The organism is Planktothrix pseudagardhii (assembly GCF_904830925.1).
Taxonomy (GTDB): domain Bacteria; phylum Cyanobacteriota; class Cyanobacteriia; order Cyanobacteriales; family Microcoleaceae; genus Planktothrix; species Planktothrix tepida.
On sequence record NZ_LR882967.1, the window covers coordinates 3,266,885 to 3,278,375 of the forward strand.

Sequence of the window (11,491 nt, forward strand, 5' to 3'; positions counted from 1 at the left end):
ACTTCCGAGTGGGTAAATGCACCCTAGGTGATGATGATCAATGGGTGAGTATGGAGTTGTTCTACTACTGATTTTACGAGATGACTAGAATTAGATTTCTAGTTATCGATTTTTTAAATAAAGTAGCGGTGTGATGAGAACCGCTACTCTTCTGAATTGGATGAGATAAAGGCTTAAGATATTAACCGTATCAGACAAGTATCCACTTAAGCCTTGAGATGTTGTGACACTAATTTCAGTATCGTTTCTTAGTGAGATTTGCGACGACGAGAAGCCAGCATTCCACCGAAGGCTAAACCTAAACCAACTAATGTTGCAGGTTCGGGAACATCTTTCACTGGGGGTTTGGGGTCTCCGCTCACAAAAGCATCACTTCCCCCACCATCAAGTCCTTGAACGTGCATTCCAATTTGGAACTCTTTATTCGTCAAGCTTTCGATGACGGAGGCAAAGTTACCCTCAAACAGTAAGCCTAACTTTTCTCCGGCATCAATCCCATTATTACCACTACCAGAAGCAGTTGTTGAAAAACCAAAGATGTTATTTTTATCCCAATCTTCAATATTGTTAGATTGAGCTAAATTTCCATTATCTTGTCCAAACTGAACAACTCCAGAATTGAAATTTGATGCTCCAGAAATGAATGTCAGTAAGTTACTGGCATTAGAGAATGTAATCTGGCTAATAAACGATGCTGCTGGGCCTAGATTTTCAAACTGGAACAGAACGTTATTATCGCTGATTTTGCTGACATTAAACTGGAATTGATTAACAATGCTATCTCCAGCAGTGTTTTCAGTGAGGATATTGCTAAATCCAAAGGTTTTTGTATCGAAGAGTTGAAAAGCTGAAGCATCATCGGTAACAGGAGGCAGGTTTTGATTTCCTTGGCCTTGTCCTTGGGTTTGCTGTTGGTCTTGGGTTTGTTGTTGTCCTTGGCCTTGTCCTTGGCCTTGTCCTTGGGTTTGTTGTTGGTCTTGGGTTTGTTGTTGTCCTTGGCCTTGCCCGTTTCCTGGGCCTGCGTATGCAGGTGCAGCAACGAAGGAAACTGCCATTCCAGTAGCTAATAAAGCAGAACCGATAATTGTCGATAATGTGGTTTTCATCTCAGTCTCATCCTTGATATTTTGTACTCTAGTAGTCTGGGTAGAAACCAAAGTCTTCAATCTGGGTGTTTTTGATTTCTTTGTTCTACCTTGTTACCAATATGACAGAATCAGTTTGGGGTTGTCTATAGGTTTTTTGCCAATAGAGGTTATTTTCACAGAAGTTTTACAGTCTGTCGATACAACGATAAAGATACGGTAAAATCCCCTGAGAAAACCCGGTTAAAGGATGTGTATGCTTTGTATCTAAATAGAATTTTCCTGAATCCGTAGAGACAAAATTTGTGAGTTTGATCACAAGATAGTCCATTAATTGATAGGTATACGGGTAATAATAAATACTTCTACATCCGTAATATCCCCTAAAAGACGCAGATGTTCGTGATCTTTTTTAACCCTCTGAGGTTTTTGGGTAATTCATACCTGAACAAATCGTGATTGACAGGATGATCACAGTTTCCAATCTCTACTTGTTTTGAAAAACCGAAAATGGGCTATCAGACACCTGATAACCCATCACTATGTTTATTTTATTTAGACTGACTATAGATTTAAGCTTGATCTGAATTTAAGTTTCTTGTTTTTGACTTGTTAAGGAGTTAACTTATCCTTAAAGATAATAGTAATTGATATTTGAGCATAAAGTTCTACAACTGATTAGACTAGATCACTAGCATTGGATTTTCAGTTATCGCTTTTTCCAATAAAATAGCGGTGTGATGAGTACCGCTATTTTTATGAATTGGATGAGTAAAGGCTGAGGATCTCAATCGTATGAGACAAGTGTTAACATAAGCGTTGAAATGTTTTCATGAACTAATGTCAGCATCATTTCTTAGTGAGATTGACGACGACGAGAAGCCAGCATTCCACCGAAGGCTAACCCTAAACCAACTAATGTGGCGGGTTCAGGAATTTCAGCCGGAGGAGGAGTAACGGTGGTGACGTTAGCAACAAACAAGGAAGCGTGAGACAGAGCTTGAGCTTTACCTTGCTTGTTAGTCGAAACACCAATTGTGCTGAATACTCCATCTAGGCCTTTAGACCAATCATAATCTTTGAACAGATAAGCACTGTAGTAGGTATTGCTTTTTAAGCTAACTACAAATGTGTTGAATGTTGGTGTTGAATCGAAACCCCAATCGCCTGAAGACTTATTATACTCTGCATTAAAACCAAACAGTCCTTTTTCACCTTCTTCCGACTTACCGCCGTATGACCAACTCACTGTTTGATTACTCTTAAATTCGGTGGTAAATAAACCGCCGTTTAGTTCAGTCAGTAAAGGATTTCCTGCTCCGGTATCGTTTCCTACAAAAGAACCTTTACAAGCGGTAGCATTGACCAAAGTGCCTAATGGCCCCCCTAATGAGATATTACTGGTGCTACAGACATCTTTTCCTAGGGTCGCTGCTTGTGCGGGTGCTGCAATTAAGGAAACTGCAACTCCAGTCGTTAATAAAGTAGAACCAATAATTTTAGATAATGTGGTTTTCATCTCAGCCTCATCCTTTGTATTTTAGTAGCCTCGGTAGAAGCAAGGGGGTTGAACAGGGGTGTTCTTAGTTTCCTTGTTCTACCTTGTTACCAATATGACAGAATTAGTTTAGGGTTGTCTATAGTTTTTTTGCCAATTGGGGTTATTTTTACAAAAGGTTTACAGTTTGTCAATGGAAATATAAAGCCACGATAAAATACCTTGGGAATACCTTCCTATATGATGTGTCGGCTTCATGTCTATATAAAATTTCCCTGAAGTTATTGAGACAAAAGTTGTGAGTTTGATCACAAGTTACTATCAGTATTGATCACTGTACGGGTAATAAATAATACTTTTAATTCAGTAATATCCGTAGAAAGGTGCAGATCAGCCTGATCTTTTTTTAACTGTCGGAAGTGTTTTAACATTCTATAGCGCTACTTGAAGAGGGAACAGGGAACAGGGAACAGGGAACAGTAAGAATTGAAAGGGTTTCAGGGTTTAAAAATGTCAAACACCGTAATGCGTAGCGCTATATCCCAGAGAAATCCTAATTGAGAGGGTTAAAGGGGGATATTGAACCCTTTGAGGGGTATGTGTTGTTGAGACGGACTTAAGCCTTTAGATTGTAGGAGAACCCCAAAGTTTCCCAACCCCATAGGATCGATGAGAGAATGTAAGCAGTCTCGCCGTTGTAATACTTCCGAAACAGAGTATTCTGAAGGTTGGGATAAAGCTGCAATGCGATCGCCTAACCCTAACGCCATTAAAAATAAAGCTTGTTGGGTAAACCCCAGGGAATGAAGGTTATAGTGTTCTCCATAACGGTCTAAGGCGGTGAAGTTGATATGGGCGGTTAAATCCTGTTTACCAATATTAATATAGGGATCATTATGATGACGATGTTGATAATAGCATTGTAGAGTTCCTTCACGACGACTGGGCAGGTAATATCGTTGGGCGGGATAACCATAATCAATCGTTAAAATAAAGCCTTGATTTAGTTTTGACGCAATGGTTTTGATCCAGTCTAACGCCATTAAATTAACTTCAGTTCGATAACCTTCAGGATAAGCGGGAGAACATAAATCAATCTCGATTAATTTAAAATAGTCGGTGAGGTTTTCCGTTGAAAGTTCACCAATAGTTTCTTGAAATTTAATATCTGTTGTAGTTTGGGGATCTATAGTAATATAAATTTCTTGAAGTTGACGATTTTGAACAATAACTTGATGGACGGGGAACGCATCAACTAATTCATTAGAGAAAAAGCAACCAATAATAGCTTCATTTTGAAGCGTCTCTAAATCACACCATTGAATTGATGAGTTAAGATTCAACTGATTTTTTAGTTGTTTTTGCTGTTGTTGTTTAAGAAAGGCAGATTTTTCACAAATAATATAGTTGATTTTGCTGTAAAATTCAGGATATTGTTTTTTTAAATATAATAAAATATCGCTGGCTAATAGTCCTTGACCTGCTCCCATTTCTACTAAGGTAAAAGGGGTAGGATAATCCAGAATTTCCCACATTTGTACAAACTGTTCTGCCAACATTTCCCCAAAGTCTGATCCGAAATAGGGAGAAGTAACAAAATCTCCTGCTGCACCAAATTGAGGTTCATTAACGGTATAATAGCCATATTCTGGGTGATATAAAACCCAGTTCATATAATCAGCAAAGGTAATTCTATGATCAGAATTTTCTATGATTTTTTTAGCAATAAAGTTACATAAATTCTGATTATTTTCATAATCCATAATTAATTTTTCATAATATTAGATGAATGATTTTCCATTGTTGGGCTTCAGCCTTAATTCAATTGATCCTAAAACCCAACAATGGAAAATTAAACAGAAACGGGTTGGGGTTGATACCGAATATTGGCATCTTTCAAGCGTTTTAAAGCTTCTCCTAAGCGATCGCAATCTGCAATTAAACTAATTCTGACATACCCTTCTCCCCCAATACCAAAAGCATTACCCGGAGTTAAAACAACACCCGTTTGTTGTAAAACCGTTAGAGCAAAATCCGTTGAATTCATCCCTGGTGGACAGGGAACCCATAAATACATGGTAGCTAAGGTTTTAGGAACAGTCCAACCTAATTCTGCTAATCCTTTAATCAGAAAATCTCGGCGGGTGCGATAGCGTTCTTGAACTTCTTGCAAATAAGAATCCGGTAAACTTAAAGCCGTTTCTGCCGCCGCTTGTAACGCTGAAAACACCCCATAATCTAAATTGGTTTTTAAGGTTCTTAACCCTTGTAAAACCTTAGAATTTCCCACCGCAAATCCCACACGCCAGCCCGCCATATTATAGGTTTTAGACATGGTATGGAATTCTACCCCAATTTCTTTGCCCCCCGGAATTTCTAATAAACTGGTGGGTTTATAGCCATCAAAGGCTAATTCAGCATAACATAAATCATGAACCAGCAGAATTTGATATTTATGGGCAAAGGCAACAATTTCTTCAAAAAATTCACGGGGGGCTGTTGCACCAGTGGGATTACTAGGATAATTAAAATAGAGAATTTTAGCTTGTTCTGCAATTGAATCAGGAATTGAACCTAAATCAATCACCCAATCATTTTCCGGTTTCAAAATAATCGAATGAACCTTTCCTCCGGCGATGACTGGCCCGCGAAAATGAACCGGATAGGAAGGGCTAGGAACTAATACTAAATCCCCCGGATTAATATAAGCTAAAGCTAAATGACCTAATCCTTCTTTTGACCCTAATAAAGGTAAAGCTTCGCCATTAGGGTCGAGGGAAACACCATAACGACGGTGATACCAATTGGTAATTGCTCGTCTAAAATTAGCCGTTCCTTCAAAGGGTGGATAGCCATGATTCGCCGGATTTCTTAACGCCTGAACAGCAGCTTCAACCACAGGTTCAGGGGTTGCCCCATCGGGGTTTCCCATACCTAAATCAATTAAATCTAAGCCTTGCTGACGGGCGTTGGCTTTCAATTCATCTAAACGGGCAAAAACATAAGGCGGTAGGGCTTGTATCCGGTCAGCAGGGCTAATCCAATCTAATGTCATTGGTCAATAATGTTGTATGAAAACGAATAGGTTCAGGAGCAAGGAAAACAAAGAATTCAGGATTTAGGGTTCTGAATAATTGCATCTCTCACCCTGATCGGTGATTCTTTATTTTCCCCTGATACGGTCTTCTTTTTTATTTCCCTTCTTAATTCTTAATTCTGACACTCTTTAATTCTTCAGTTTGGTTTCAACAATAGGGGCCGTTGTTGATACCATTGCCGCCATTAACTGTTCGGGAACCACTTTAAACGGTAAACGATGAATGTCAGAACGCTCATTACAGGCAACTTCGGCGGCGTGTCGCAGTTCGGCTAAGGTGATTTCTCCCATTCCCAAATCATTTAAAGTTTGGGGTAAACCTAAATCGGGGTAAAACTTTAAGAGTTGTTGTCTGGCGCTGGCGGCGAGTTGGTTGCCTTGTACCATCTCCTCTAAACGCAATTGTACTAAAATCCCATAGGCCACTTTTTCCCCGTGTAACGTTCCATGACTAGCTCCAACATGGGTTAAACCATTATGAACTGCATGGGCAGCAACGGTGCGACATTGGGCGCCGCCAATACCCCCAATAACACCCGCCAGTAAGACCGTTGCATCCACAACTTCCCGCCACGTTTCGCCCCCGTTGTCTTGTAAGGCAATTAAGGATTTTTGTAATAAAATATCTCGCAGCACTCTGGCTTGTTGTACCGCAGCAATCATGAAGGTTTGATCGGAATGTCCACTGCTAACGGAAGCTTCATACCATTTAGCGATCGCATCTCCAATACCTGCAATTAACGTTCGTTGGGGAGCAGTTTGAATTAAGTTATAGTCCAAAATCAATAAATCGGGACAGCGATCTAAACTGACGTCATATAAAAATGCCCCCTCCTCAGAATAAACGTTAGAAAGCGCTGTCCAAGCGGCGCAGGTCGCCCCAGAGGTGGGGATAGTGACGATGGGGAGATGGGTTTGATGGGCGATGAGTTTGGCTGCATCTAGGGCTTTTCCGCCACCCGTCCCGATAATAAAATCGGCTTTATGGCTGCTGACGGCTTGATGTAGGGCGGTTAAGCTGGTTTCACTACAGTCTGTACCGTAGGATGCTTGGGCGCATTGGAGTTGATAACGTTCTAAAATAGGTTGTAGACTTTGAACCGTAAGACCAAGAGAGCGATCGCCCCCAATGATTAAGGGACGTTGACCAAAGCGTGCGATCGCTTCTCCTGACGCGACTAAGGCGTTATTACTGCGTAAAACTTGGGCTGGGGCAATCTTTAAACTCACAACTGAAGTGGGCGTTAGATTGGTAGTTGAAGAGGTTTGAGCCATAACAGGTTAAGTCAATGGTGCTAAGTTTTTTACTTTACAGCATTGATCTGTAATTTGGACAGAGGATTGCTATATTCTTGATTTAGGATTTAAACAATAATATTGTTGTAAAAGTTAGTGAGTTATTAGAGAGTATTGTCTTTGATACAGCATTCAGGAATTAATCTACAAAACTATCATATAAGTTTTAAGTTTTGTAAATCAACCCTGTATTCATAAAATTTTGGTGATAAACTCAACAATAAGGCTAATCTTTAACAGAGATTTGCTAATTTTAGTCCGATATTTGATTAAGATTGATAACTTTTTTTGCTGATAAAGGGAGCGTTGTAGGAATCCATCTTGCCCCAAAATCGGATAAATTTTGTATCAATTATTACTTATAATACAAACTCTCACGGAGTCTATAAATGGACAGAAGCCTTAAAATCGCAAAAGATGGCAGTGTTTATGAGTTTCAAGAAGAACAAATTATACAAATTACGGAAACTCAAGGGCAGATTCGACTACTAATTGAAACCCTAGAATTTACTTCAGCAGAAACCTTTGAAATGAGTGATGATATCGCATCACGGGGTACTGTTGAATCCAGATCAGCCACCAGAAAAATTAATGCAGAAGGAATTAAACTTATTCAGGGTTTTGAAGGATTGCATGAATTAAAACAAGATGCAAATGGAACTTATGTAGAAGCTTATCTTGACCCTGTGGGCATCTGGACAATTGGTTGGGGATTTACAGAAGGGGTTTATGAAGGCATGACGATGACAATTCCAGAAGCAGAAGAACGCCTCAAAAAAGAAATGAAAAAATATGAAATTTCCGTTCTTGATGGGGTAAAAATTGACATTAATGATAATCAATTTTCGGCTTTAGTTTGTTTTTGTTATAACGTCGGAGCCAGAGCGTTGTTTGAGTCAACCCTATTAAGACTTTTAAACCAAGGAAAATATCAAGAGGCTGCGGATCAATTTTTGGCATGGGATAAAGCCGGAGGACAAGCATTACTCGGTTTATCTCGTCGTCGGAGAGCCGAACGTTCTTTATTTTTAAGTGAACCTTGGGAATGGGCAAAAACTTGGGAGCCTAAACGAGTTTTGCGACTATCTGAGCCCGGTCAACCGTTAATGCAAGGTCAGGACGTTGAGCAATTGCAAAAAGCCCTGGTAAAAGCTGGATTTAATCTGCAACCCGATGGCATTTTGGGGCGACAAACGGAACAAGCGGTTAAACAGTTTCAACAGCAAAATAATTTAACTGTAGATGGCATTGCTGGTGCTGAAACCTTGAAAAGACTGGGTTTGTAACTGTTATAAAGCCCTAATCAGTCTTTGATAAATATTATAAACTAGAGGGAAAATCATCATGTCTCATCCAGAACATCAGCATCCAAATCTCTTAGAAAATCCTGAAATAGAAGCTTGTTTTGAATTTTATGAACGGGAAGCTCGTTCAGCCATTCGAGCTAGTTTTAATGGTTTAGTCCGAGATGTACCGGGTGAATCTACGGCAATTGTTAATGCCCTTTCTCAACAACTGATTTATCAAATTAACCTGGTTATTCCTAACGCTTTAGTGAGTTGTGATGATCTGAATGTTGATTTAGGTGAGGCGGCATTTCCCTTAGTGCAACCTCCGGCAAAAGAAGCTCTAAAACGAGCGATCGCAGCCCGAGGAATGACAATGGTTATTAACTCCTCCTATCGCACCATTGCCCAACAAATGTTGCTTTTTAATTGGTATTACCCGAATAGTCCTGTCGCCTTTCCCGGGTCAAGTAATCATCAAAGTGGATTAGCCCTTGATATTGAAGATCCCCGAGGTTGGGAACCCTATTTAATGGCTCAAAATTGGTATCCTTTAGCTGGAGATCCTCCCCACTTTGATTATGTAGGAGGCGGAACTAAAGATATTCGTTCTACGGCTATTTTAGCCTTTCAAAAACTATGGAATAAAAACCATCCGAATGAACGAATTACAGAGGATGGAATTTATGGAATTGGTGGCGAAACCGAGTCAGCACTAAACCGTTCTCCAGCAATGGGGTTTTCTAAAGCACCTTGGGATGAACAACCCAGAGTTCTACGGTTGTGCCGACCGATGATGGAAGGATCGGATGTGAAATGGTTGCAAACCTGCTTAAAAAATGCAGCGATTACTGTGTCAACTGATGGAGTTTTTGGGCCGGGTACAGACAAAGCCGTTAAAGAATTTCAACAGAAAAAGAATTTAAAAGCCGATGGGGTTGTTAGCACAGAAACTCGTAAATACTTAGCTTAAATTAGGGTTACTTTCCAAGTCATAACTTTTTTATCACACTTTTAAAACAGAGAAAAAATGTCTAACTTATCTGAGAAAAAAGCCAAATTTTATGCCCTTTTAATCGGAATTGATGGCTATACTCCCAATCAGATGTATAAAAATCTTAAGGGCTGTGTACGCGATATTAACCTTGTCGGGGATTATTTCTTAAAAACGCTCAACATTCCATCGGAACAAATTGTTAAGCTAATTTCTCCAAATCCTGAAATTTCTGATTTGAGTGTTACTTCAGATTTACTACCGACTTATGAAAATATTGTCGGGAAGTTTCACGCCATTACAAAACTTGCCCAACCTGGAGAACAAGTTTGTATTTATTACTCTGGACATGGAGGACGAGCGAAAACTATCTATCCAGAACTCAAGGGAACTGACCAACCCGATGAAGGTATTGTGCCGATGGATATTGGGGATCAAGAAGGTCGTTATCTGCGGGATGTGGAATTAGCAACCCTGCTCAAACGCATGACCGATAAAGGGTTAGTTGTAACGGTAATTCTGGATAGTTGTCACTCCGGGGGCGCAACCCGAGGGGATGATATCGCCATTAGAAGCCCTGGAGAGATTGATATTGCATCCCGAAGTGCCGAAAGTGTTGTCGGAACCCGTGAGCAGCTAATCCACAACTGGCGAATGCTAACGGAAACAACTCCAACAGGGACAACGACTGGACGCTGGTTCCCTCAACATAGAGATTATGTGTTGTTAGCAGCTTGTCGTCCCAGCGAGTCCGCTTATGAGTATGCAGTGAGTGGTAAAGAGCGACATGGAGCGCTCACTTACTGGCTGATCGATACTTTAACCAGTGCTCCTTCTAGCTTGACTTACAAGACATTACATGATCGCGTTAGTGCCAAGATTCAAAGCAAGTTCCCTTCCCAGATGCCCATGCTATCGGGAGAAAGCGATCGCTTTGTGTTTGGAGTTGAGCGGGGTTCGTTGCAATATGCCGTGAATGTATTAGAGGTGGTTGAGGAAAACTCAGAACCGAAACAGGTTCGACTGGATGCAGGAATGGTCAACGGTCTGAGTGCAGGTGCTCGCTTTGCGATTTATCCTTATGGCGTAACGGATTTTACTCAAAAAAAAGAGCAGTTAGCAATTGTTGAAATTGCCACAGTGGGTGCTTCCGATGCCTGGGCTAATGTCGTTGAAGTTCTACTTTCGGACAAAAAAATTGATCAGGGATCTCAGGCGGTTATGCTGTCAGTACCCGTTAATTTAGTAAGGGGAGTACGCCTATTCAAAAAAGCGGTAGGTGAAAAAGACAATCAACTACCTCAAGCCATTAAAGATCAAGAAGAAGATGCCCTAAAAGCAGTTGAGGTAGCACTCGCAGATAATGGCTGGTTGAAACTAGCTGATACTCAAGAGAAAGAAGATTATCTGGTTGCGGTAAACCGACAAGGTGAGTATGAGATTTGCGTGGGTACGCCACTTGAAAACCTAACTCCAGCCCTCAAAATTGAAGATGCTGAAGCTCCAAAAAAAGTGGTGCAGCGCTTGGTGCACCTAGCAAAATATCAAGCTATTCAAGCATTAAGCAATCAATTTTCTGATTTAACGAGCAAATTAGAAGTGGAATTGCTGACCCAATCTAACTGGCGACCCGGAATGGTTAAAGAGCCAAAACCCTTCCCCGACCCGACTCATTTAGTTGTGAAATCCGATGAAACTACATTCTTGCGAATCAAAAATATTTCATCTCAAGTTTTAAATATTGCTGTATTGGATATTGAACCCACCTGGGGCGTTTCTCGTCTGAAATTGGAAAATGAGTTAAAAATTTATTACCCGTTTAATTCCAATCAAGAGATTTTGCTTCCTCTCAACTTTAAAGTACCCAATACTGAAAAATACAACCAAGCCAAAGAAACCCTTAAAGTTTTTGCAACTCTTAAACAGAATGATTTTCGTTGGCTGGAATTACCTCCACTGGATAAAGAAATTGAGCCCAGAGACGGACTCTCACGGGATGATAATCCCTTGGGAAAATTGCTGACTGCTCTTGGTGCTGAAATTCCAGAACTTACCCGTGCAGCAGTACCCATTTTCGATCCGAGTCAAGAGTGGACAACGAAGGAGATTCAAATCACAGTAACCCGATAGCTGTTTTGTAAAGGGGGCTATTCATTAGATTGGAGTAAATTACTGCTTATTTGTTCTTGAATAGCCCGACATTCATCAATTTTCAGAAAACCCATTAGTCTTAAT

8 protein-coding genes are annotated in these 11,491 nt (G+C 40.4%); 3 read left to right on the forward strand and 5 right to left on the reverse strand.

The genetic code is table 11. The features are described 5' to 3' along the window. Positions 1 to 248: 248 nt before the first annotated feature. The 5 genes from NMK36_RS13890 to NMK36_RS13910 all read right to left on the reverse strand — a co-directional run bounded on the left by NMK36_RS13890 (position 249) and on the right by NMK36_RS13910 (position 6,955). A complete protein-coding gene (locus tag NMK36_RS13890) occupies positions 249 to 1,106 on the reverse strand; it encodes a PEP-CTERM sorting domain-containing protein (RefSeq protein ID WP_254173978.1) in 858 nt (285 codons plus the stop codon). An 835-nt stretch (positions 1,107 to 1,941) separates the two neighbouring features. Next, positions 1,942 to 2,604, reverse strand: coding sequence for a PEP-CTERM sorting domain-containing protein (locus NMK36_RS13895; RefSeq protein WP_254173979.1), 663 nt, complete (start codon positions 2,602 to 2,604; stop codon positions 1,942 to 1,944). 545 nt (positions 2,605 to 3,149) lie between these two features. Further along, the gene (locus NMK36_RS13900) at positions 3,150 to 4,346 is read right to left on the reverse strand and encodes a class I SAM-dependent methyltransferase (protein WP_254173980.1); all 1,197 of its coding nucleotides are present in this window, start codon (positions 4,344 to 4,346) and stop codon (positions 3,150 to 3,152) included. Positions 4,347 to 4,435: 89 nt separating this feature from the next. Further along, positions 4,436 to 5,638, reverse strand: a complete 1,203-nt coding sequence (locus tag NMK36_RS13905) for an aspartate aminotransferase (RefSeq protein ID WP_254173981.1) — start codon at positions 5,636 to 5,638, stop codon at positions 4,436 to 4,438. Positions 5,639 to 5,809: 171 nt separating this feature from the next. After that, positions 5,810 to 6,955 carry an iron-containing alcohol dehydrogenase family protein gene (locus tag NMK36_RS13910; protein WP_072720615.1) on the reverse strand — a complete coding sequence of 382 codons (1,146 nt, stop codon included), beginning with the start codon at positions 6,953 to 6,955 and terminating at the stop codon, positions 5,810 to 5,812. Positions 6,956 to 7,365: 410 nt separating this feature from the next. Here NMK36_RS13910 and NMK36_RS13915 point away from each other — a divergent pair, with 410 nt between their 5' ends. Genes NMK36_RS13915 through NMK36_RS13925 form a run of 3 tightly spaced genes read left to right on the forward strand, consistent with a single transcriptional unit; the run spans position 7,366 to position 11,386 of the window. Then, positions 7,366 to 8,262 carry a glycoside hydrolase family protein gene (locus tag NMK36_RS13915; RefSeq protein WP_254173982.1) on the forward strand — a complete coding sequence of 299 codons (897 nt, stop codon included), beginning with the start codon at positions 7,366 to 7,368 and terminating at the stop codon, positions 8,260 to 8,262. Between the two features lie 58 nt (positions 8,263 to 8,320). Then, a complete protein-coding gene (locus NMK36_RS13920; RefSeq protein WP_254173983.1) occupies positions 8,321 to 9,235 on the forward strand; it encodes a peptidoglycan-binding protein in 915 nt (304 codons plus the stop codon). A gap of 57 nt (positions 9,236 to 9,292) precedes the next feature. Beyond that, the gene (locus NMK36_RS13925) at positions 9,293 to 11,386 is read left to right on the forward strand and encodes a caspase family protein (protein ID WP_254173984.1); all 2,094 of its coding nucleotides are present in this window, start codon (positions 9,293 to 9,295) and stop codon (positions 11,384 to 11,386) included. Positions 11,387 to 11,491 lie beyond the last annotated feature (105 nt).

Bases quoted from the DNA above. Each gene is read 5' to 3' on its own strand.
- NMK36_RS13900 (WP_254173980.1), bottom strand. From the start codon at position 4,346: ATGGATTATGAAAATAATCAGAATTTATGTAACTTTATTGCTAAAAAA.
- NMK36_RS13920 (WP_254173983.1), top strand. From the start codon at position 8,321: ATGTCTCATCCAGAACATCAGCATCCAAATCTCTTAGAAAATCCTGAA.
- NMK36_RS13910 (WP_072720615.1), bottom strand. From the start codon at position 6,955: ATGGCTCAAACCTCTTCAACTACCAATCTAACGCCCACTTCAGTTGTG.
- NMK36_RS13890 (WP_254173978.1), bottom strand. From the start codon at position 1,106: ATGAAAACCACATTATCGACAATTATCGGTTCTGCTTTATTAGCTACT.
- NMK36_RS13895 (WP_254173979.1), bottom strand. From the start codon at position 2,604: ATGAAAACCACATTATCTAAAATTATTGGTTCTACTTTATTAACGACT.
- NMK36_RS13925 (WP_254173984.1), top strand. From the start codon at position 9,293: ATGTCTAACTTATCTGAGAAAAAAGCCAAATTTTATGCCCTTTTAATC.
- NMK36_RS13915 (WP_254173982.1), top strand. From the start codon at position 7,366: ATGGACAGAAGCCTTAAAATCGCAAAAGATGGCAGTGTTTATGAGTTT.
- NMK36_RS13905 (WP_254173981.1), bottom strand. From the start codon at position 5,638: ATGACATTAGATTGGATTAGCCCTGCTGACCGGATACAAGCCCTACCG.